Source organism: Celeribacter sp., from assembly GCF_048261515.1.
In the GTDB taxonomy this organism is placed as follows: domain Bacteria; phylum Pseudomonadota; class Alphaproteobacteria; order Rhodobacterales; family Rhodobacteraceae; genus Celeribacter.
Genome location: NZ_JBLXFZ010000008.1, coordinates 84154 through 107483, shown reverse-complemented (window position 1 = coordinate 107483; position 23330 = coordinate 84154). Strand labels below are relative to the sequence as shown.

The 23330-nt window shown below is 60.7% G+C and carries 18 protein-coding genes; 8 read left to right on the top strand and 10 right to left on the bottom strand.

Features of this window, described 5'->3' with window-relative positions:
• The first annotated feature begins 109 nt into the window (after nt 1-109).
• On the top strand, nt 110-1630 hold the full coding sequence (locus tag ACN0SC_RS14465) for a hypothetical protein (RefSeq protein ID WP_417250396.1): 1521 nt from the start codon (nt 110-112) through the stop codon (nt 1628-1630).
• Nucleotides 1631-1639: 9 nt separating this feature from the next.
• On the opposite strand, the gene ACN0SC_RS14460 is transcribed toward ACN0SC_RS14465, so the two are convergent.
• The gene (locus tag ACN0SC_RS14460) at nt 1640-3646 is read right to left on the bottom strand and encodes a hypothetical protein (protein ID WP_417250395.1); all 2007 of its coding nucleotides are present in this window, start codon (nt 3644-3646) and stop codon (nt 1640-1642) included.
• Between the two features lie 226 nt (nt 3647-3872).
• Here ACN0SC_RS14460 and ACN0SC_RS14455 point away from each other — a divergent pair, with 226 nt between their 5' ends.
• Nucleotides 3873-5258 (top strand): oligosaccharide flippase family protein, encoded by a 1386-nt coding sequence (locus tag ACN0SC_RS14455; protein WP_417250394.1) that lies wholly within the window; start codon nt 3873-3875, stop codon nt 5256-5258.
• On the opposite strand, the gene ACN0SC_RS14450 is transcribed toward ACN0SC_RS14455, so the two are convergent.
• Both ACN0SC_RS14450 and ACN0SC_RS14445 read right to left on the bottom strand, forming a co-directional pair.
• Nucleotides 5255-6532 (bottom strand): glycosyltransferase, encoded by a 1278-nt coding sequence (locus tag ACN0SC_RS14450; RefSeq protein WP_417250393.1) that lies wholly within the window; start codon nt 6530-6532, stop codon nt 5255-5257. The genes ACN0SC_RS14455 and ACN0SC_RS14450 overlap by 4 nt on opposite strands.
• Nucleotides 6529-7386, bottom strand: a complete 858-nt coding sequence (locus tag ACN0SC_RS14445) for a glycosyltransferase (protein ID WP_417250392.1) — start codon at nt 7384-7386, stop codon at nt 6529-6531. The genes ACN0SC_RS14450 and ACN0SC_RS14445 overlap by 4 nt, the downstream gene beginning before the upstream one ends.
• Nucleotides 7387-7730: 344 nt before the next feature.
• Here ACN0SC_RS14445 and ACN0SC_RS14440 point away from each other — a divergent pair, with 344 nt between their 5' ends.
• On the top strand, nt 7731-11036 hold the full coding sequence (locus tag ACN0SC_RS14440) for a hypothetical protein (protein ID WP_417250391.1): 3306 nt from the start codon (nt 7731-7733) through the stop codon (nt 11034-11036).
• A 24-nt stretch (nt 11037-11060) separates the two neighbouring features.
• Here the strand turns inward: ACN0SC_RS14440 and ACN0SC_RS14435 are convergent, their stop codons facing one another.
• Nucleotides 11061-11969: a rhodanese-related sulfurtransferase gene (locus ACN0SC_RS14435; RefSeq protein WP_417250390.1), complete on the bottom strand. Its 909-nt coding sequence runs from the start codon at nt 11967-11969 to the stop codon at nt 11061-11063.
• 123 nt (nt 11970-12092) lie between these two features.
• Here ACN0SC_RS14435 and pncA point away from each other — a divergent pair, with 123 nt between their 5' ends.
• The 3 genes from pncA (at nt 12093) to ACN0SC_RS14420 (ending at nt 15519) form a co-directional block, all read left to right on the top strand.
• On the top strand, nt 12093-12692 hold the full coding sequence (pncA, locus tag ACN0SC_RS14430; RefSeq protein WP_417250389.1) for a bifunctional nicotinamidase/pyrazinamidase: 600 nt from the start codon (nt 12093-12095) through the stop codon (nt 12690-12692).
• A 103-nt stretch (nt 12693-12795) separates the two neighbouring features.
• On the top strand, nt 12796-14088 hold the full coding sequence (gene pncB, locus ACN0SC_RS14425; protein ID WP_417250388.1) for a nicotinate phosphoribosyltransferase: 1293 nt from the start codon (nt 12796-12798) through the stop codon (nt 14086-14088).
• Nucleotides 14089-14124: 36 nt separating this feature from the next.
• On the top strand, nt 14125-15519 hold the full coding sequence (locus ACN0SC_RS14420) for an ATP-binding protein (RefSeq protein ID WP_417250387.1): 1395 nt from the start codon (nt 14125-14127) through the stop codon (nt 15517-15519).
• On the opposite strand, the gene arfB is transcribed toward ACN0SC_RS14420, so the two are convergent.
• From arfB to ACN0SC_RS14390, 6 genes are all read right to left on the bottom strand, one after another.
• Nucleotides 15516-15932 carry an alternative ribosome rescue aminoacyl-tRNA hydrolase ArfB gene (arfB, locus tag ACN0SC_RS14415; protein WP_417250386.1) on the bottom strand — a complete coding sequence of 139 codons (417 nt, stop codon included), beginning with the start codon at nt 15930-15932 and terminating at the stop codon, nt 15516-15518. The genes ACN0SC_RS14420 and arfB overlap by 4 nt on opposite strands.
• A gap of 321 nt (nt 15933-16253) precedes the next feature.
• Nucleotides 16254-16895 carry a queuosine precursor transporter gene (locus ACN0SC_RS14410; RefSeq protein WP_417250385.1) on the bottom strand — a complete coding sequence of 214 codons (642 nt, stop codon included), beginning with the start codon at nt 16893-16895 and terminating at the stop codon, nt 16254-16256.
• Nucleotides 16896-16996: 101 nt separating this feature from the next.
• Nucleotides 16997-17863 carry an esterase-like activity of phytase family protein gene (locus ACN0SC_RS14405; RefSeq protein WP_417250384.1) on the bottom strand — a complete coding sequence of 289 codons (867 nt, stop codon included), beginning with the start codon at nt 17861-17863 and terminating at the stop codon, nt 16997-16999.
• Nucleotides 17836-18750: a penicillin-insensitive murein endopeptidase gene (mepA, locus tag ACN0SC_RS14400; protein ID WP_417250383.1), complete on the bottom strand. Its 915-nt coding sequence runs from the start codon at nt 18748-18750 to the stop codon at nt 17836-17838. Before mepA ends, ACN0SC_RS14405 begins: the two co-directional genes overlap by 28 nt.
• A gap of 2 nt (nt 18751-18752) precedes the next feature.
• Nucleotides 18753-20123, bottom strand: a complete 1371-nt coding sequence (locus ACN0SC_RS14395) for an MFS transporter (RefSeq protein WP_417250382.1) — start codon at nt 20121-20123, stop codon at nt 18753-18755.
• 84 nt (nt 20124-20207) lie between these two features.
• Nucleotides 20208-20744, bottom strand: coding sequence for an acyl-CoA thioesterase (locus ACN0SC_RS14390; protein ID WP_417250381.1), 537 nt, complete (start codon nt 20742-20744; stop codon nt 20208-20210).
• Between the two features lie 157 nt (nt 20745-20901).
• Between ACN0SC_RS14390 and ACN0SC_RS14385 the strand changes: the two genes are divergently transcribed.
• Nucleotides 20902-21189, top strand: a complete 288-nt coding sequence (locus tag ACN0SC_RS14385; RefSeq protein ID WP_417250380.1) for a YggT family protein — start codon at nt 20902-20904, stop codon at nt 21187-21189.
• Between the two features lie 85 nt (nt 21190-21274).
• A complete protein-coding gene (recQ, locus tag ACN0SC_RS14380) occupies nt 21275-23329 on the top strand; it encodes a DNA helicase RecQ (protein ID WP_417250379.1) in 2055 nt (684 codons plus the stop codon).
• Nucleotide 23330 lies beyond the last annotated feature (1 nt).

Here is a 23330-nt window from a genome sequence, read left to right as displayed (position 1 = left end):
ACCGTTGGCCTTACCGCTCCGCTCGCGTAGCATTTGCGCAATCGAGACATGCGGAAGGCGAGACGGGAAAACCCGCCGCATCCGACGAGCAGGACAAGTCGACAGGCCGATGCCCAACGCTATTGCCTATCTGATGCTATTCATCTGGCCCGCCATCGCGTGGGGCCTGTTTCGTGCGACGACCATTCCCAAAGCGATTATCCTGACCATCGTTCTGGGCTACCTGTTTCTCCCCGTGCAGCCACAGATCGACCTGCCGCTTCTGCCCGCCTATGACAAGGATCTCGTGCCCGCGCTCTCGGCTGCGCTCTTTGCTTGGCTCTACTCGCGTAAGGCGGACAAACTCGCCGATATTGCCGCGCGTCGCGCCTCTTCGCCCTCTTCCACGGCCCTGCGCAAGCAAGCCCCCGATGCCGAGGAAGCCGAGCCATGGCGCAAAGCACGCCGCAAGTCGCGTCTGAACCTCGCCATTTCGCTTCTTATCCTGATGCTGTTCATCGGATTGTGGCTCACCTACAGGGGCAACCGCGAACCACTCGTCTATGCAAAAAACGTGCTTGTCGCGCTCACCCCTTACGATTTCGCCGCCATGTCGCTCTCGCTCATCGTGCAGCTCCTGCCGTTCTGGATCGCGCGACGTCACCTCGGCACCCGGGACGTGCAGATCAGCCTGCTGCGCATCCTTGTGTTCTGCAGCCTCGGATACTCGCTCCTTGCCCTGATCGAAGTGCGCCTCTCGCCACAGCTCAACACGTGGATCTACGGCTTCTTCCCGCATGAATTTGTCCAGCACATCCGTGGCGGCAGTTTCCGTCCGATTGTCTTTCTCAGTCACGGGTTGCGCGTGGGGATGTTCCTGTCACTGGGTGTCCTTTCGGCCGCGATCCTTGCGCGACTGGCCGAGGGAAAGGTGCGGTTGGCGTGGCTTGGCGCGATGCTCTATCTCTTCGCCGTGCTCTACCTGTCGCGCAATCTGGGCGCGGTGCTGATCACGACCGTCCTTCTTCCCGTGGTCCTCGTCTTCTCCATACGGATGCAGATCCTCGCCACCGCCATGGTGTCAACGCTGGTCCTGTTCTACCCGATTGCACGCGGGGCGAATATCGTTCCTGTCGACCGGATGGTTGAGGTCATGCAAAATCTGTCGCCGCAACGCGCCCAATCCTTCGAGACGCGGCTCAACAACGAGGCGATGCTGATCGAACGCGCAAACCTGAAGCCCTTGGCGGGTTGGGGGGGCTGGGGACGGGCCCGCATCTACAACGAAGAAGGGCGCGACATATCCATCGTGGACGGCACATGGATCAACGTGATCGGTCAATTTGGCTGGATGGGCTATCTGGGCCAGTTCGGCCTGCTCTGCCTGCCCGCCTATTTCGTCTTTGCCATGCGACGACGGTTGAAAACCGACTTGCTTCTGACGGGGCCGCTCATCCTCGTGGCCGCCAACCTCGTGGACCTGATCCCCAACTCCTCGGGCGTGCCGCCGCTTTGGATGATGGCAGGGGCGCTGTGGACGCAGATTGACGCGCGCCGCACGGCGTTCAATCCCGACGACCTGCCGCGTCGTCTTCGTGCGCGCGGGCAGGTTGTGGCAAAGCGCCGACCCCGCGTTCAGATGCGCCGCTAGGTCATCGATTCACGGGGTCGGCGCGGCTTCCCTGCGGCCGTCCGCAAAGACCAGCCATTCGACGCCCACCATACGAATGCGACTGTCTGGCCCGTCAAGGCGCAGCGCCTCCTCGCGCGTATCACTCAGCTTCGTCACACGCATCTCTTGAACCGTATAAGGCAGATAGATCGCATCCTCGCCCGCACCACCATAGACACCATCTTGGCCGGTTTCGGGTCTAAAATTGTCATTCCCAGCCCCGCCAATCAGGACATCGGCGCGCGCCGTCCCCGTAAGCTCGCCTCCCGCGTCTCCCGCATGGCGCGTCACACCATGGAGGTAGCAATCGCAGGCGGGCAGCACCCGCGCCGCAGAAGCCTCCGCATTAAAACGGTCTAGGGTCTGCACGCGCGGCGACGCATCGCCCGTATAGGCACGCAGCCCCCAATGACCGTGCCGCGAGGGGCGGCTCATCTCGCTGTAGTGCATGAAGGGGCCAGCCCCCAAATCCATCCACCGCTCCCACATCTCCGCGTAGACATTCGCCATCTCCGCACTGCGCAGATAGTCCCCGATTGCGGCGGTCAGGCGATCCACATCCTCACGCTCCAACCCCGTGCCAGCAGGCATCAGATGCTGACCACCCTCATAGGCCACCAGCTTCACTCCGCGCGCACGGGCAAGATCGGCGTGGGCTTGCCAGTTGGCATGCGCCCGCACCAGCCCGCCCTCCTGATCGGCATCGAACAGCCGTTCGGTCATCCATTCCGACAGCCCCCCACGATCCAGCGCCGCAAGCGCCGCGCGTCCGTTTTCGGGTCCGTGCATGATCTGACCGCCAACATAGCTGGCAATGGCGATTTCCTCGAAAACGGATGCGGGCGGGGCAAAGCGTGACGGCTCCGCACTTTGCCACGCTTCCCCGTCAATCAACTGGCGCAGCACATCAGGATTGGCGGTCTGGCCTGACAGAACATTGACCAACGCGGGCTTCGGCCCTGAACGCGCGGCAAACTCCTCTTCCCAAAGCAGCGCCATTTCGGTTGCGGCCTTCGCGGCATACCCGAGCGTTGCCTCCTCGCCCCATTCCGCCTGCGCGGCGCGTTTGGCCCATTGATGCACGGGGAAGATGCCGTTCCAAACCTCGTTTGAAAACTCGACACGCAGGGTCAGTGTGGGGTCGAGCCCGTCCCGCAACTCACGCGCAAAGGCGCGCGTTTGCGTCTCGTTCCAATAGTGGGGCACGGTGATCCACGGATCGGCGCCGACATGGTTAGACAGCGCAACAATCTCCTGCGCCGTTGCGGGGCGAAATTCCTCATACCCGCCGCGCGTTGGCTCAACATTCGTCCCGAGCCAGTTCATGAACCGCAGCACCCGTGCGTCCCTGATCGCCTTAACCCAGTCGGGATCAAACACCGCACCGACCTCATAGAGCGGCACGTCCTCGGCACGCATGAGCGTAATATCACGCAGCCAATCACCCTCACCTGCGGGGTCTGTCTCCGTGATCGTCAGGATGATCGGGCCACCCTCAGGATTGGTGAAGCGGATCTCGCCCCCCGCGCGCTTTGTGACCCGAACATCGCCCGAAACGGTCAGTGCCCCTGCCCCGCGATACCGCAGAACATAGTCACCCGCCCGCGATGCTTTCAGACCGTCCAGCGTGCCCTCGTCGCTATTCCACGCGAGAATGGACACGAGCGCCTCGACACCTTCAGGCACGAAACGTGGCCAGCCGCTCGCGTCAAAGACACCTGCCTCCCGCAAATCGCTATGCGACACCGCACCCCATGTGCCACCCGCATTCCCGACCCAAGGCCGCACGGTGCGCATCAGGTTGATGAAGGGCTGTGCGGCTTCCCAATCGCGCAGAGGGGCAAGGTTGTAGGCCAGCGCAGGCGCATCAAGACCAACGCCAGATGCTTCCGCATGCGCAGGAGCCGCCACGCCCGCAAAGCATATCAGGCCCGCGCCCATCACCCGCAACAAAGGCGCAACCAACCGCCGCCATACCGAACCGAACCCTGTCATTCCTGCTTTCGCTCCCGCATGGCGCACCCGTTTCCCGCGACCCTAACCAAGTCGCCACCAAACGCAACGCAGGTGGCGCACATGTTGAACCATTTGCAACAGGCGCACGGGAAAGCACACAACGATCCGCTCCCGTTGTTCCCACAGGCCCACACGCCATGTATCACGCGGGATGAATACAAGCGCGATAACAGGCGCGACCACCACCAAACGAGCATCCCGACCCGTGACCCTTCGCACAAACCCAATTTCCCACGCCATCACCTCGGCCCGCGCCGCGATGGGCGGCGATGGTGTGCGCTCACGGTCCCTGCGCGCCACGCTCCTCACGTTGGCCAGCGTCGGCGGGAGCAGCGCGTTGCGGTTGCTCTCCAATCTCGCGCTCACTCGCCTGCTCTTCCCCGATGCCTTCGGCCTGATGGCACTGGTGCAGGTCTTCATCTACGGGCTGCACATGTTTTCCGACATCGGGATCAATGCCTCGATCATCCAAAGCAACCGTGGCGAAGAGCGCAGCTTCCTCAACACCGCGTGGAGCATTCAGGTGTTGCGCGGCTTCCTGCTCTGGCTGGTCGCTCTGTCACTGGCCTACCCCGCCGTTGCGATCTACGATCAACCCGATCTGGCTGTGCTTTTACCCGTCACGGCGCTTTCGGTCCTGATCGCAGGCTTCAAACCGACCCGCGCGACACTCGCCAACCGCCGCCTTCAACTCGGCCGCGTTGTCGCCATCGAACTCGGCGCACAGGTCGTCTCCATCCTCATCATGCTGCTGCTGGCCTGGTGGCTGCGCTCGGTCATGGCTCTGGCCATCGGCAGCGTCGTCAGCGCGGCAGTTCTGACCCTGTTCCAATTCCGCTTCCTCGATGGGGAGCGCGACCGCTTTGAACTCACCCCTGATGCCGTGCACGAGATCATGACTTTCGGCGTGTTCATCTTCCTCTCCACCATCGCCACCTTCGCCATCAACATGGGCGGGCGGGCACTTCTCGGGGCGCATGTCTCCGCCGAACTCCTCGGTATCTTCTCCATCGGCCTGATCCTCGGCTCCATCCCCGAAACAGCCGCCCTCAGCATCGCCCAGCGCGTGCTTTTCCCACTCTACCGTATGCGCCCGCCGAGCGCCTCGCGCGAGAACCAGCGCAACCTCTTTCGCGCCCACCGCCTCGTCGCGGGGTTCGCCATCGGCATCTCGATCATCTTCGCCTATCTCGGCGTGTGGATCGTCGGGCTGCTCTATGACGACCGCTATCTCGCCGCTGGCCCCGTGGTCGTGCTGATCTCTTTCGCCCTCATCCCTGGATACGCCGTAATCGGGTCGAAAGACGCGCTTCTGGCCAAGGGTGACAGCCGCCGCCATTTCTACCTGCAAGCGGTCATGGCCGTCTGCATTCTCATCGTCACCTACGTCGGACTGACACAGGTCGGAATCGTCGGCATGATCCTCGCGCCCGCTGTGGCGCACCTGATTGTCTACCCCTACCGCGCCTATCTCACCGCGCGCTATGGCGCATGGGATCCCGTCGGGGAATTGGGGCTGATGGGGATAGGGCTTCTGCTGACGGGTCTCGCCGTCTGGCTCCACCGCGGCGAGATCGCATCCCTACTCTAATCGGCAGTTTCGGATCGCAATCCATCGGGCAACGCTCCGTTCAGCGACCCTTCGATAATCTCGCCAAGCCAAGCACCCTCGGTCTCCAGATTGAAGCTCTTTTCAACCGCGGCACGTCCCGCCGCGCCCATACGAGCACGCAAATCCGCATCCGACAAAAGGCGCTCCAGCCGCGCCGTGAGCGTATCAAGATCGCCCGCAGGAATGGTAAATCCCGACACGCCATCCTCGATCAACTCCCCCACGCCCGCAACCTGTGATGCGATCACGGGCAAACCCGTTGCCATCGCTTCCATCAGAACAACAGGCACCCCTTCGGCAAAGGACGGCAGGACCAGAACATCGGATTGCCCAAGGATCTCCGCCACGGCCTCGCTCGTCTGGTAGCCCTTGAACGTTACCCGCTCGGACAGGCCCGCACGCGCCACCTTTACCTCGCAGTCCACCCGCGCGGGACCATCGCCCACAATACAAAGCTCCACATCCGCGTGACGCGCCGCTACCCTTTCAAAGGCGTCGATCAACAGCGGCACACCTTTCACAGGGTCCAATCGCCCTACAAAAACAACGCGGACGGGCCGCGCCGTATCATCCGCGCGGCCATAGAGATCGGGCGTCACGCCGCAATGCACGATTTTGAGCTTTTCCCATGCTTTAGGGTCTGAAAAATACATTGCCTGCGAGCGGCAGAAATGGCTGATACAAGACACGAAAGCTGCGCGTTTGATCTTCTCGTCAATGCGCCAGTGCAACGGCTCGTAGAAGATCGCAGGCCCGTGCATGGTGAAAGAAAACGGGATGTCTGACATTTCCGAAGTCAGCATCGCCACCGAACAGCTCGAATTGGCGAAATGGTTGTGCAGGTGTCGCACGCCCCGCGCGCGCAGGTGCTCGGCCAGAACTCCCGCCTCAAGAAAGTAGAACAACTGCCACAGGAGCGCCTTCGCCCCCGCTGGCCGCGTTCGCCACGCTAGCGCCGCCGCCCGTCCCCATGCCCGAGGGTCGCGTTTGAGCGTCTCAAAATGGTCTCTAATCAGGCGGAATGGCGATTTTGCGGTCTCCAAAATGGCAAAGGTTCTCGCCACCTCTTCGAGTTGATCCGCCACGATATCGCGCGGACTTGCACGGCGCACAGTGCATGTCTCGACCTCCCACCCCGCCGCGCGCAGGGTCGCGATTTCGCGCTGGATAAAAGTGTGCGAGACCTTCGGATATTCGCCCGTCAGATAGGCAATCGGTCCTTTGGTTGCCGCCGTGTCTCCTGCCATCGTCATCGTCCCCTGCTCCATGCGCCATCTGGTTTGCGCCACACGCGCGTCGCGATATGGACCGCCGCGTAGACCGCAAAACCAAGCGGATCACGCAGGGCCAATCCCGCTACCTTTCGACCCGAAAGCGGCGCTTTGGCCTCGTTTTTCATCTGCTGCGGATAAAGCGTCCACATCTCGCGCACGCCTGCATCCTGTCGCCTTCGCACCCGCACCAGTGCCGCGAACCCCTCAACCATAGGCCAGTCGAACCCAGCCTCCGTCTCGATCCGTTCATCGGGAGCGAAAAGCGTGCGCACAAAGGTGTCGTCGGAAATAATATCTGGAAACGCGTCCCAGCGTGCGCGCGCCGCCGCATTCACGGCAAAGCATCCCGCGCCCACCGCGCCGCCTTTGACAAAGGGCAGGCGCCGCCAGATCCGCGCATAGGCCCGTGTCACCGCCGAGCGTGCTTCTGCGACACGCAGGTGCCCCGTGGCATAGGTCGCCACATCCCGCGAAAGCGCCGTGTAAAGTTGCGCCACCAACGCGCGGTCGCAGGTCACATCGGCATCGAGATATATTCGCGGCACCTCGGCCATGCCTTTGTTTACCAAAGACACCTCAGCGCGGTTGAGCGCGGCGGGTTTGCCTGCTTCAGCCGCATCAAGGACTTCAAGCCCATGCCCTGCCTCCACAAACCGCGCCTCATAGGCGCGCGCGCGCGCCACCGTGTCGTCGGTACAAGCATTGGCGGAGACAACCACGCACATGGACACACCACCCGTGTCCGAGGCGAGCAACGCCTCAAGGCACGGCCCGATATAGGCCGCCTCGTTACTGGCAGGAATTATCACCGCCACTTGCTCTGCGCGTGCCACCCCCGTGACCTCCCCTTCGGCGCCATTCACCCGTGGCGCTGCATCGAGGCGAGACTACGCGAGGCAATATTCCGCCTGCAAGCGCACAGGTACGCTGCGGCGCCCATCGCACCACCCCCATCGCGCGCCGTGGCCGATGGGTCGCACATCGGGATCAGTCTTGGCGCAGACAGGGTCATCATCACCAGCGGGCCAGCAGCCTCTGGTCGCTGTCCAACGCGAGTTCGATACCCTCTACCCGTGGCCCCGTGATGACGCCAAACGTAAAGAACCGGTTGAAATTTTCTGTGCCATTCCTCGAAAGCTTTTGCGCAATCGAAAACAAACGATCCGTTTTCGCCACAATGTCGCTCCGAGAAATTTCCACCGTCGCCCACACCCTCGACGTTGGTTCATTTACGAATCTGGGTAAATTCGGGGGTGGCGATATGGTGGGCCTGATCGCACAAACACATTGGGGAACGTCCGCACTCGGACGGGATCTCCGTTTTCACGACGCGGCTCTTGTCGAGACATCAAACGGCACGTTTCTGACACTCATGTCGCGCGAAGTGGGCACAATCTTCAGCTACGAGTTAAACACGGGCACCAGCGCACCGACCTCAATTGACGAGGGCTTCTTCTTCGGCTTCTCAGCCCAGCCCCTCGGGATTTCGGCCTACACGGTCGGGTCGGTGACGCATATCGCACTGGAGGGTTGGGAGGCCGCCGCAGGTCTCAATCACACCATGGACAACAGCGGCGACCTGACGCGTGGGACCGCTTCGGGCACAAACACCACGGGGCAGATTTTCACCGCCACCACGCTCGTCACAACGGGCGGCACCGCGCGGCTGATCGGGTCGGCGGCGGGGGAGGACACCCTGTCTAGCTACACCATCGCATCGGACGGAACCCTCACCGAAATCTCCGCAATCGACCTGTCGGGCGACACCATCACCACGATGGACAACCTCACGGTCGGCGGCACGGAGTTTGTCATCTTCGGCAGTCTTGAGAGCAACAAGGTCTCTGTGATGGAAGTGGGCACGAATGGCGCACTCTCCGTCGCCGACACGCTCCGCGCCGAACAGGGACTGGGGATCGCGGCCATCTCCGACATCGTCACCGTAACGCAGAACGGCACCAGCTACGCCGTGATCGCGGCCTCGGGCAGCAGCTCGATCTCGGTCCTCGAAATCAACGCAAGCGGCTCCATGACGGTTGCGGACCATGTGATCGACGGCCTCGACACGCGCTTTGCGGGGATCAACGCGCTGGAAACCATCACGATTAACGGCGTCACCTTCATCGTCGCGACAGGGATGGATGACGGGATTACGGTGCTCTCACTCCTGCCCGATGGCACCATCGCCCATCGCGCCTCGATTGCCGACACCACGGCGCTCGGCATCGACAATGTCTCCTCGCTCACACTGATGCAGGACGGCGACAACCTGCGCATCCTCGCCACCTCGGAAACCGAAGCGGGCGTCGAGGTGCTCACGCTTTCGACCAACACATCGGGCGGCACCTTCACCGCCTCCGCTTCGGGCGGCTCGACGCAGGGCAGCAATGGCGACGACACCATCTGGGGCGGCACGGGCGCCGACACGATCAACGCGCGCAATGGCGACGACTTCATCTTCGACGGCGCGGGTCAGGACACGATCACAACGGGCTCAGGCGCGGATGTGATCGTCCTGACACAAGACGGCGCACGCGACACGATACAGGACTTCAACCCGCTCACCGACCGCATCGACCTGTCGGACTTCTCCCTCCTGCGCAACACGGGCCAACTCGCCTATACGCAAACCGCAACAGGCGGCATCATCACCTATCTGGGCGAGGAACTGGTGATCCATTCATACACGGGCATGGGCACCTCCCGCGAGACCATGATGGCGCGCATCGACCTGCCCCTGTCCCATTACGACCCCGTTCTCAGCGCGGGGATTGTCGAAGCGGGGCGAAGCGGCGGCGTGCTCTACGGCACAGAGGAAAACGACATCTTCATCGGATCGAGCGCAAGCGACACCTTCGTGGGCCTCGGCGGCGCGGACCAGTTCAACGGCGAGGGCGGCGTGGATCACGTCGACTACTCTTGGGCCGACACGGGCGCCATCGTCTTCCTCGACGGGAGCAGCACCAACGACGGCAGCGCGGCAGGCGACAGCTACTCCGGTATCGAGGGCATCATCGGCTCCGAATACGACGACACGCTGACGGGCGACGGGGCGGACAACTCGCTACTTGGCGAGGGCGGTGACGACACGATCTTCGGCGAGGATGGCGACGACTACATCAAGGGCAACGGTGGCAACGACACGCTTTACGGCGGCGCGGGCGAGGACCAACTGCGCGGCGGCCCTGGCGACGATACGCTCTACGGCGGTGCGGGCGACGACTTCCTCGCGGGCAACGAGGGTGATGACGAGATTCACGGCGGTGACGGCGATGACATGATCAGGGGCAAGGACGGAAACGACACGCTCTATGGCGACGATGGAATGGACGATATCGACGGTGCGGACGGGGATGACGTGATCTTTGGCGGCGCGGACAACGACAAACTCTATGGCCGCACAGGCGAGGACACCATAGACGGAGGCGATGGCGACGACGAGATACGCGGCCACGAGGACAACGACACGATCTACGGCGGCGCGGGCGACGACTGGATCAGGGGCGGCATCGGGGACGATTGGGTGTCGGGCGACGCGGGCAACGACGAACTGATTGGCGAGGCAGGCAACGACACCCTGCTCGGTGGCGAAGGCGACGACCTGATCTACGGCGGCGATGATGACGACACTATCGAGGGCGGCCCTGGCAACGACACGCTCAAGGGCAATGACGGCAACGACACAGTGCGCGGCAACGAGGGCGATGACATCATCAAGGGCAACGCGGGCAGCGATCTGATCTACGGCGGCGAGGGCGAAGATCACATTCGCGGCGGGTCAAGCGACGACACGATCTATGGCGACGCGGACGCCGACTGGATTTCTGGCAACGGCGGGAACGACACGATCTATGGTGGCGATGGTGGCGACGAAATCCACGGCAAGCACGGCAACGACGAGATATTCGGAGAAGGCGGCAATGACTCCATCTTCGGCGGCGAGGACGACGACACGATCCACGGCGGCGATGGCGACGACATCATCTTCGGGCTTGAGGACAATGACACGCTCTATGGCGATGACGGCTTTGATCGCCTCTTCGGCAACGAAGGCGCGGACACCATTTATGGCGGCGACGGCAATGACAAGCTTTGGGGAGGCGAGGACAATGACATCCTCTCGGGTGATGCTGGCAACGACAGGCTACGCGGCGAGGATGGCAACGACACGCTCTACGGCGGGTCGGGTGCGGACGAACTCTACGGCGAGGCAGGTAATGACACGCTTTATGGCGGCACGGGCGCGGATACCTTCTATTTCGAGGAAGGCAACGATGTGATCGCGGATTTCGAGGCGGGCAGCGACCACATCGATCTCGCGCCCGAATTTTTGAACAACACCAACCTCACCGCGAGCCAGATCGTCAGCACCTACGGAAGCAGAAATGGAGCCGATTTCGTGCTGGATTTTGGCGGGGGCGATACGCTCACCGTGGCGGATATTACGGACGCAAGCATCATCACGGACGCGCTGATCTTCTAACCGCTCTTAGGCGCAATATAGACCCTAATCCTGCCGAAAATGGCTCTCGCCCCGCTCGGCGGCCAATGCGATCTGCTTCTGACGTTCGCGGAACCGCGCCTTGCGATCCTCGTCGTGTTCGTCAATGCACTGGTGACACGACACGCCTTGCTCAAACTCGGGACGCGTCTTGTCTTCAGGCAGGATCGGGCGGCGGCAGGCATGGCACAATTCGTGCGGCCCTTCCTTCAGCCCGTGACCGATGGACACCCGCCCGTCGAACACGAAGCACTCGCCGTTCCATTTGGATTTCTCTTCGGGCACCTCTTCGAGATATTTCAGGATACCGCCCTTGAGGTGATACACCTCGTCGATCCCCTGACCGATAAGATAGTTCGTCGATTTCTCGCAGCGGATACCACCCGTGCAGAACATGGCGATCCGCTTGTTATGGAAGCGATGCTTGTTCTCTTCCCACCACTTCGGGAACTCGCGGAAGGTTTTCGTCTCGGGGTCAATCGCACCCTCAAAGGTGCCAATCGAGACCTCGTAATCGTTGCGCGTGTCGATCACCGCCACGTCGGGCGCAGAGATCAACTCGTTCCACTCTTCGGGCGTGCAATAGTGTCCAACGGCAGCTTTAGGGTCTACATCGGGCTGGCCCATGGTGACGATCTCTTTCTTGAGACGCACCTTGATGCGGGCAAAGGGCTGCTCGCTGGCCGTGGACAGTTTGTAGTCGAACCCCGCACAACCTGGCATCGCGTTGATGTAATCCACCAACGCATCAATGTCGCCGCGCGTGGGTCCGGCAACCGTCCCGTTAATCCCCTCGCGGGCCAATAGCAGCGTCCCCGAAATCCCGTGCGAACGGCAGAATTCGAGCAACGGCTCACGCAATGCTGCGGGGTCGTCAAAGCGGGTGAAGTGATAGAGAGCGCAAACAGTATACATGGCCCTTCCGATACGCCCGCGCGCGCGTCCATGCAAGACCCCAGCGCGTCGCACCCGCCCTTACCCATTGACCTCCCGCGCCCGCCTGCTACCCCTTTCAGGCACAATCAAAGGAGAATGATCATGCGTCCAGCAACCGAAGCCCTCATCGTGATTGACGTGCAAAACGACTTCTGCCCTGGCGGCGCTCTGGCGGTCGCGGGCGGTGACGAGATCGTGGGCGGCATCAATGCGCTCATGGACGACTTCACCACCGTGATCCTGACGCAGGACTGGCACCCCGCGGGGCATTCCTCCTTCGCCTCGACGCATGGGGCCGAGCCGATGACCACCACCGAAATGCCCTACGGCACTCAGGTGCTCTGGCCCGACCACTGCATCCAAGGCACCCACGGCGCCGCCTTCCACAATGACCTGCGCACCGATGGCGACCTGATCATCCGCAAGGGCTTCAACCCCGCTATCGACAGCTATTCCGCCTTTTTCGAGAATGATCACAAAACCCCCACGGGGCTCGAAGGCTACCTACGCACGCGCGGGATCGACAAGCTGACGATGGTCGGACTGGCCACGGATTTCTGCGTTAACTTCTCCGCCGTGGACGCCGCCAAACTGGGCTTCACCACCTCCGTGCGCATGGACCTGTGCCGCGCCATCGACTTCGACGGCTCGCTTACTGCGGCCCGCGACGGGATGAAAGCGGCGGGCGTAACCCTGCTTTAGGGTCTCACCCGCCCCGCGCAAAGGGGCACCGCCCCAACCAAACCTTGCAAAACAGCGCGCGGCCCTCTTTAACCGAACCGACTTAAGAGAAGGGGGCCGCAAAATGGTCGACATCGCAACCCGCGTCTATAACCACAAGTGGAAGATCGACCCGATCGTCCGCTCCCTCATCGACACCGACTTCTACAAACTGCTGATGTGCCAGTCGGTGTTCCGCAACCGCCCCGACACCAACGTCACCTTCTCGCTCATCAACCGCACCAAATCCGTGCGCCTTGCCGAGATGATCGACGAGGGCGAATTGCGCGAACAACTCGACCACGTCCGCTCCCTCTCCCTCACCCGTGGCGAAAGCACATGGATGCGCGGGAACACCTTCTACGGCAAACGCCAGATGTTCCGCCCCGACTTCATGGAATGGTTCGAAAACCTCCAACTCCCCCCCTACCACTTGGAGAAACGCGACGGGCAATACGAGCTGACCTTCGAGGGCAAATGGCCCGAAGTCATGCTGTGGGAAATCCCCGCGCTTTCGATCCTCATGGAACTGCGCTCCCGCGCCGTGCTGGGCGACATGGGCAAGTTCGAACTCCAAGTCCTCTACGCCCGCGCCATGACCAAACTGTGGGAAAAGATCGAACGCCTCAAACCGCTCGACGGGGTCAAGATCGCCGACTTCGGCACCCGCCGCCGCCACTCCTACCTCTGGCAGGACTGGTGCGTGCAGGCGATGCTCGAAGGCTTGGGCAACAAATTCTCGGGCACCTCCAACTGCCTCATCGCGATGAAACGCGATCTCGAAGCGGTCGGCACCAATGCCCACGAATTGCCCATGGTCTATTCCGCACTGGCCAAGGACGACGCCGCACTGGCCCAAGCGCCCTATGACGTGCTGGCCGACTGGCACGAGGAACACGAAGGCAACCTGCGCATCATTCTGCCCGACACCTACGGCACGCGCGGCTTCCTCGACAACGCCCCCGACTGGCTCGCGGGCTGGACAGGCATCCGCATCGACAGCGGCGACCCCGCGACAGGGGCCGAAGTGGCCATCGACTGGTGGAAATCACGCGGCGAAGACCCGACCAAAAAGCTCGTCATCTTCTCCGATGGTCTGGACGAAGACAAAATCATCGCGCTGCACAAACAGTTCAAAGGCCGCGTGCGCACCTCCTTTGGTTGGGGAACGCTGCTGACCAATGACTTCCGAGGTCTGGTCAAAGACGACGCCCTCGCGCCCTTCTCACTGGTGTGTAAAGCGATTGAGGCAGACGGCAAACCCACGGTGAAACTCTCCGACAACCCCCGCAAAGCGATGGGGCCCGCCGAAGAGATTGCACGCTATAAGCGGGTGTTTGGTGTTGGGGAACAACGTGCTATGGATGTGGTGGTTTAGGTCTCTTTTTGAGAAAAGCGATTAAGAGGATAGACAATGATTGGTGTGGTTAAAGTATCATCGCAGGATCTAAGCACTGTTTTAGCACGTCAAGAAAGTCATTTTCTGGACTTTAAAGGCAAAGAAATTAAGCCGGCGCGACTATCCAAGACTGTGTCTGCATTTGCAAACGCAAGTGGGGGGGAAATAATTGTCGGAATCGAGGAAGTCTCAGACCCGCATAAACGTGCTCTAGTTTGGAACGGTTTCGAGAACCAAGAAGCCGCGAATGGCTTCTTACAGATGATTCATGGTCTTGACCCCGTTGGAAGCAATTTTTCAGTGGAATTCTGGGAGGCTGAAGGAGAGAATGGGCTCACCCTACACATACAAATTGAAAAAACTCAATCTGTTATCACCGGAACAGACGGTAACGCATATGTCCGCAAAGGCGCACAAAGCATCAAAGTAACTGGCGATGCTCTTGATCGCTTAAGGTTCGATAAAGGTCTAGTTTCATATGAAGACGAGTTAGTTAACTCCAATCACGATTTAGTTTCGAATTCCGACACAATTATTGAGTTCATGCTCGACATGGTTCCGACCGGCGAACCTTATGATTGGCTAATGAAACAATCTCTAATTTCGGATGATCGCCCGAATGTAGCTGCAATTTTGCTTTTTGCGGATTCGCCGCAAGCCATTCTCCCGAAAAGATCAGCGATCAAAATTCTTCGCTACCAAACAAAGGACGACGCAGAACGTGACTATTTGGTGGGCGACCCCGAAACCATTGAAGGCCCCCTCTACACTTTGATTTATGAGGCTGTCGCTCGCGTTAGGGAGATAATTGAAGGGATTGAAAAATTAGGACCGAAGGGCATGGAGAAAGTGGAGTATCCGGAAGAAGCGCTCCATGAGCTCGTTACAAATGCTGTTTTGCATCGTGACTACAGTATCGCGGCAGATGTTCAGATACGGATATTTGACAATCGTGTGGAAATTGAAAGTCCGGGAAAACTACCGGGACACGTTACTTCAGACAATATTGCGAAAACTCAATTTGCACGAAATCCGCGAATTGTTCGACTGATTAACAAGTTCAAGAACCCTCCGAACAAAGATGTTGGCGAGGGTATTAATACGGCTCTTGAGGTCATGGAAAAACTTAGACTCAAGAACCCTATTTTTGAAGAGAAAGAAGCCGGCTTCCTCGTAACACTAAAACACGAAAGCTTGGCGTCACCTGAGCAGATGGTTCTAGATTATCTAAAGTCCAATCCTCAAATCACCAATCAACAGGCTCGAGAATTAACAGGGATTAAGTCGGAAAACACAATGAAGAATGTTTTCTATCGTTTGCGTGAAGCTGGTGAAATTGAGCAAACGCCAAAAGTTAAAGGCAAGAAACACTCATGGCGGCGCATTGTCTCAGATTCAGAGAACCACTAATCAACCCGCCCCCTAAGCTTCTTCACATCGCTCCGCACCTTCTTCGCCTTGATCCGACGCTCGACCGATCCGCGGGTCGGTTTGGTCTTGATGCGGCGTTTGGGGCGCTCGGTTGCTTGTTTGACGAGCGCGACGAGGCGCTCTCGGATGATCTCACGGTTGCGGACCTGTGAGCGGGTTTCGTCGCATTGCAGGATGATCGCGCCGTCCTTGGTCCATCGGCGTCCCGCCAGTTTGCGCAGGCGGTTTTTGACGTGGGCGGGCAGGTTGGGGGAGCGCTCGGCCTCGAACCGCAGTTCCACCGCCGAGGAGACCTTGTTGACGTTCTGGCCCCCTGGTCCCGATGCGCGCATGAAGCTCTCGGTGAGTTCCCAATCCGCGATCTCGATCTCGTCTGTGATTTTGAGGCTCATGGGGGGTGGTTCCTCGGGAATTCCTGACAAAAATGGATGACATACGGATGTCCGACGCATATCCGACGCATGTCTGACGGTAGTGTTCGGGGCGCAAAAGGAAAAGGGCTGCCAGATCAGCAGCCCTTCGAGATCTTAGGAAATGGGCCAGTTAGGGAAGCCCAATCGGAGGTGTTTTGCCTTCGGGACTGCCCTCAGGTGTCGGCCCCCCCGACTGTCTTGACCTCAAATTCCACTATCACTCTAGACACTGGGCCACCTCCTTTCGATGAATTGCCGATAGGATGATGGTGCCACAGATTTTGTGTATGGCAAGTGAAATTATACTATACGTGCCATCAGACGCCCAACAATGAGGCGGAACGGCACGAGGGCGATCAATGCGATGGCAAGTTTGACACCCCAGTCCGCCACCGCCAGCGAGACCCAGAGCGGCACTTCGGCGCCAAAAGTCAGGAACGGCATCGCTTCCCACGCCCACGAGATCTGCGCATCAGCCGCAGGGCCGAAGAAGACAACGGATTGCGAAAAGGCCAGCGTAAAGAACAGCGCCGTATCCAGCACCGACCCCACCAACGTAGAAGCCAACGGCGCCCGCCACCATGCGCCATGTCGCAAGCGATTGAAAACAAAGACGTCTACCAGCTGCGCGACGAGGAAACCCGTGGCCGACGCGACCGCAACACGCACCGCCACGGCGGGATATGCATAGCCATCCCCCTGCAACATGATCTGCGTTCCGATCAGTGAACAAATGACACCTGTGACGAACCCCACGAAGATCACCTTCCGCGCAGGTCCAGCGCCATAGACGCGGTTCATCACGTCTGTGACGAGGAAGGCGAAGGGGTAGGTGAAAGCCCCCCATGTCAGCAGCCCGTCGAGGAGCAGGAACTGCACGAGGATATTGGAGGCCACAACGATGGCGGCCATGGCAATGATGCCGGGGAGAATGCGTGTCATGATGTCTTTCCGTTTTTTATCGAAGGTGACGGCAACTCGGCCCATACGGGCGGGATGCAGGCATTTACCGCCCATATCCCATTGTGACAAGCCCTAAACAGCTAGTCGGCGACGCGGTAGTCCACGAATTCGGTGATCTGGAAGGGCTTGAAATTGTCGTCGGAGATAAGCGTGATGCGTATCCCCGCCTCGTCACGCCACACGGCCATCCCTTCGAGATTGTCGTGGGTGCCAAGGCCCGTTTCGATCAATGTGACCTCACCCGACAGCCCCTCTTCACCCAGATCAAACCGCCGCACGCGGCTCGAAAACCCGATACCGCGGAACCAGCGCTCAAGGAGATAGAGCCGCCCGTCGGGCCCAACATCCAGAGCCACAGGCAGGTATTCACCGTCGCGCCGCAGAGCAAATGGCTGGCTCCATGTGTTGCCGTTGTAGCGGTAGACAGGAAAGGGTCGCAGCTTGTCGCCCGAGCGTTCGGGCAGCGTCAGGAGCCTCCCCTTCGAATCCACAGCCAACGCCTCAAGGCCCGAATTGGTCTGGAGCGAGGCGAAATCCACATGGCCGTCAATCGGCACGGCGCGCGCATTCGGCGTGGCGTAGGACCAGATACGGTGGTTGCCCTCGAAACTCACGTAGAGCGTGCCATCTTCGGCAACTGCCAGCCCCTCGGAATCCGTATCGTAGCGCGACAATTCGTCGGAATTCACCCCCTTGAGTGGGGCCAACCCCTCAAGCGTGACGGAAGAGACCACGCCATTTTCATCACGTTGCACCCGCCCCACACCAACAGAACCGCGATCCGACACGGTGATGAACTTCTGCCCCGACGCGTCGAATTCAAGTGCGGAGAACCCGCCGTGAAGGGCGTTTGCGTCCTCCCAGCGATAGCTTCCCAGTAGCGTCGCCTCCTGCGGATAGGCAGGAGCGGCGAAAAGGATTATTGCGAGGAGAGAACGGATGAACATTGCGCGGGAAGGCTCGCCATTGTGATTTCAGCTTTGGGTTTTGGTGGCGGCGCGTTTGGATCGCGCGGTTTTGGTGGCGGCGGATCAAGGATGTCCTGCACCCATTTCTCCGCATCGGCGCAACCGTCCCCCGCGGGCGGCGGAGCCTGATCAACGCAAGCGCGATCCCCCTTGGGACATTTCAGGCGCACGTGGAAATGGTAGTGATGCCCATACCACGGACGGATTTTGTTGAGCCATGCGCGGTCGCCTTTCTCGTCGTTGCACATCTGCACCTTCGCACCAGGGAAGACAAAGATGCGCGCGACACGCGGGTCGGATGCAGCAGCCTTGAGCACCTCATGGTGCTGCGGCGTCCAGCTGTCGTTGACATAGGCCCCCTTCGCACGGCGGGTCGAAATCGACGACAGGTTTTCACGCTCGGCAACCGTGAGGTCAAGGCGCTTGGGCGGCAGCATCCAGAAATCGACATCGAGGCCCATCTGGTGGCTGGCGTGGCCCGTCAGCATCGGACCGCCACGCGGCTGGCTCATGTCCCCGACATAGATCCCCGCCCAGCCAGGCTGCGCGGCAGCCTTGCGCGAGAGGTCTTTCACGAAATCAATGAGGGTCGTGTGTCCCCAGTTGCGGTTGCGCGACAGGCGCATCGCCTGCCACGTCGGACCGGTTTCGGGCAGTTGCACCGCACCGCCAACGCAGCCCTTGGAATAAGAACCAAAGGCCTCAGACGAACCTGTCGAGGAAGTCTTCATCGCGCCAAAGAGCTGTTTTGCGGGGCGGTAATCGGACGACGACACCGTCACTTTATGCGAGGGTCGGTCCACGTGGTCATCGCTACAAGCCACAAGGCCAAGGCAGATTGATAGGGACAGGAGAACTCGACGCATGGCTAAACCTCTTCGCCTTCGGGATGGACCCACGCTAGCAGGATAAGACCGATAAGGAAAAGGCCGATCAGCGGCGTAATGCCGAGGCGCTGCGATCCTGTGATATCGGAGGCCACGCCAATGAGCGCGGGCGCGAGGAAAGAGGTGGCCTTCCCCGACAACGCGTAGAGGCCGAAGGCTTCGGTCATACGTTCGGGATTCGCTTGGCGCACCATCATCGTACGGCTCGCCGACTGGATCGCACCGCCACAGGCTCCGATCACACCACCCGCCACATAGAACGCAATGTCGGGCAAGGCACTGTCTTGGGCCACGGCGATGAACAAAACGCTCTCGCGCGTGATAGTGAGGATGAAACCCGCAACGCCCATGAGCAACACAATGCAAACCGCAATCACGGATTTCGGCCCGAACCGTGCATCCGCGATGCCACCGAAATAGGCAAAGATCGTCCCTGTCACGATACCCAGAATCCCGAATACGCCGATGTCCACGACCGACCATTCGAGCGCACCGAGCGCGTAGATGCCCCCGAAGGTATACATGCCATTGAGTGCATCTCGGTAGAACATCGACGACCCGAGATAGGCAAAGAGGGACCGCCGCGCGGGCAGGCTGCGCAGGGTCGCACCGAGGTCACGCAGCCCTTGGCCAAAGCCCGCACCGTGCCCCCCGTGACCATTGCGCGGCTCGCGCACCCAAAGGAAGAACGGCACCATCGAAAGCACGAACCACAACGCCACGAAAGGTCCGACAAACCGCGTCCCCTCTCGTGCCGCCGCATCGAGGCCGAAGAGCGGCGCAATTCCGATCAACGTCACGCCTGTTTCGTTCTCGGCAAAGGCGACGAGCATGATGATCAGGGAAATGAACCCACCGACATAGCCCCATGCCCAACCGTTGCCCGAAATCCGCCCGATCTCCTCGCGCGTCCCCAGATCGGGCAGCATCGCATTGGTAAAGATCGTGGTGAATTCCAGCCCGATCATCCCGATGCCGAAAACGAGAAGCACGGTCACAACGGGGAAATCCGCAGGCGCGGCACTCCACAACCCGAAGGCGCCGACCACATAGAGCGCGGAGAAGACCCTGATCCACGGCATTCGCCGCCCCGTGCTATCAGCCACCGCACCAAGGATCGGCGCAAGGAGCGCAATCGTAAGACCAGCGAGCGCCAACCCGTAGCCCCAGATCGACTGGGCCTGCGCCTTGGCAACATCCGAGGACATACCATCGGCGGTCAGCATCGCGATGACCTGCTCGGCGAAATAGGGTCCGAAAATGAATGTGATAACGAGCGTATGATAGGGCTGCGTGGCCCAGTCATACATCATCCAGCCCCAGATACGTTTTCCATGTGACGGCGCCGCCATGTCCCTGCCCCTTAGCCCTCGTGCGGTTTTTCTCGATTGAACAGGCAAACGCGGCACAAGGCAATGACAATGGGCGTCGTCGGATCAGATCGGTTCAGGCGGCCACGGGCGCTTGCTGTCGGCCTCGGCCCATGCGGCCACCCATTCGGGCAGATCGCGAGGCTCCGCATCAGGATCGATCAGATCGAGCAACTGGGAGGGCGGCACCATTTTGCCCTTTTTCGTCACAGCGCCACGGATCAGCACCTGATTGGCGCAGATGCCATCACGCTTCCACATCTCCTGCACCACGTAGAAAAATCGCTCGTCGAAGCCCACGGGTTTCGTCCGCATCTCGATGCGTTCAAAGGAGGTGATCCGCTTGCGATAGCGCACCGATGCTCCCGCCACGACGAGACCGAATCCGCCCTCGCGAAGCGCGCGGGAAAACCCGTTTCGCTCGGCCATCGAAATGCGGCCCAGATCGAAAAGCGTCAATGTGCGCCCGTTGTTGAGTTCCATCCACAGGTCGATATCCCACGGCCAGCAGATGTGGTGCGAGACATGCGTTTCATAGAGACCAAGAGGCGCAGCGCGGCGCCCTTTGACGATTTCGGAGAAGGAGCGGATCAATGGATACATGGCCGCACCTTTGCCCTGCTGCACTGCGGCGTCAACCAGGACGTTGCGAAACAATGGGCATCAGGGGGAACATTAACGGTCATGCGCCGTCGCACCTTGCGCAGTAGACCGCAAATCCCTAGATATTCCCGACACCTGACGAGAAAAGGCCACCATAATGCTCTCCATCCTGCAAATCCTCCTCATGATCCTCGGCGTCGTGAAATTCATCATGATCGTGCACATCATCATGAGCTGGCTGATCAACTTTCAGGTGCTGAACATGCGCCAGCCGCTGGTCTACCAGATCTGGGAAGGATTGAGCCGCCTTCTGGAGCCGATCTACCGTCCGATCCGCAGCGTCCTGCCCGCGATGAGCGGGATTGATCTCGCACCTCTCATTGCCTTCATCGGCATCTACGCCATCGAGATCGTGATCCAAAACAACATCCACCACTTCCTGTGATCGCGGCCCCGCTTCAGGGCGAATAGCCCTTGAGGCAGCCGCCGCCGCATGCGACTCTGCTGGCAAATCAGCGAGCAGAAAAAACATGGCATTCGACACCTCACAGGCGCAGTCTCTCCTAGCCTCCGTATTCGGCTTTGACGCCTTCCGTCCCGGACAGGAGGAAATCGTCGCCGCTGTGGGTGCAGGCGCAAATGTGCTGGCAATCATGCCCACGGGCGGCGGGAAGTCCCTGTGCTTCCAACTGCCCGCGCTGTGCCAAGACGGGGTAACTATCGTCATCTCCCCGCTCATTGCGCTCATGCGCGATCAAGTCACTGCCTTGCGCGCGGCGGGGGTCGAGGCGGGCGCACTGACTTCAGGCAACACCGAAGACGAGAACGACGCGACCTATACCGCGCTCACAAACGGTTCGTTGAAACTGCTCTACATCGCGCCCGAACGGCTGGCCTCCTCAGGCACGCTCAACATGCTGCGCCGCGCGAAGGTCTCCTTCATCGCCGTGGACGAGGCGCATTGCGTCAGCCAGTGGGGCCATGACTTCCGCCCCGATTACCTTCGGATTGGTGAGTTGCGCCGCGCCCTCGACGTGCCTCTGGCCGCCTTCACCGCCACCGCCGATGCCGAAACCCGCGACGAGATCATCACGCGGCTTTTCGACGGCGACACGCCACAGGTGTTTCTCCACGGCTTCGACCGCCCCAACATCCACCTCGCCTTCGCGGTCAAGGACAGTCCCCGCCGCCAGATCCTCGACTTCGCCGCCGCTCGCAAGGGACAGTCGGGCATCGTCTACTGCGGCACGCGGGCAAAGACGGAATCACTGGCTCGCGCGCTCAACGAGGCAGGCCACCACGCGCTGCATTACCACGGCGGGATGGAGGGATCGGATCGCCGCGATGTCGAACGCCGTTTCCAACAGGAAGACGCGCTGATTGTCGTGGCCACGGTTGCCTTCGGCATGGGCATCGACAAGCCCGATATCCGCTGGGTTGCCCACGCCGATCTGCCGAAATCCGTCGAAGCCTACTATCAGGAAATCGGCCGCGCGGGCCGCGATGGTGCCCCCGCCGAAACCCTCACGCTCTACGGTCCCGACGACATCCGCTTCCGCCGCACGCAGATCGACGAGGGCCTAGCCCCGCCCGAACGACGTGCCGCTGACCACACGAGGCTCAACGCGCTCCTTGGTCTGGCCGAGGCGCAGGTCTGCCGCCGCCAAACGCTTCTGGGCTACTTCGGCGAGGAAGGCGCGCCCAAATGTGGCAATTGCGACCTTTGTGACAAACCGCCCGAGCTTTTCGATGCGACCGAAGCCGTGCGCATGGCGCTGTCCGCTGTTCTGCGTTGCGACGAGGGCTTTGGCGCGGGACATTTGATCGACGTGCTCATGGGCAAGACATCGGACAAGGTGCGCCAATGGGGGCATGACAGTTTGAGCGTCTTCGGCATCGGGCGCGCCTATGACAAACGCCAGTGGAACGCGATTTTCCGTCAGATGATGGGGGCCGATCTCATCCGCCCGAACCCCGACCGCCACGGCGCGCTGTTCATGACCGAACCCGCCGTCCCGATCCTCAAGGGACAGGCAAAGATCACCCTACGCCGCGACACGATCACCCGTGCCAAGTCTGGCCCTGTTGTGCGCGCGCTGGTGAGCGAGGCGGACGCACCGCTGCTCTCCGCGCTCAAAGCGAAACGCCGCGCTCTGGCAGAAGAAGCCCGCGTGCCCGCCTATGTCGTTTTCGCGGATCGCACGCTCATCGAGATGGCCGAAACCCGTCCACAGACACTGGATGAGATGGCTCGCATCGGCGGTGTCGGCGCGAAAAAACTGGAGCGTTACGGCGAGCTGTTTCTCTCGGTGATCCTCGGCGTTTCGCCCCCCGCCACCCATCCCTCGCGCCGCAAGCTTGCGGCAGGTGGCAAGGGCGATGTGTTCGACCGCCTACTTGATGCGCAGCAACGTCTGGAGCGCGGCGAATGCGGAACGCTGAAGCCGATTTCTCTGACAAATGCGCAACTGGCCCGTATCGCCAGTCTGCGTCCGCGCGACCTCTCCGCACTCACCCGACTTGTGGGCGAACGCCCCGCCGAGCGTTTCGGCACGGCCTTTCTGGACATTCTGACCGAGAGCTAAA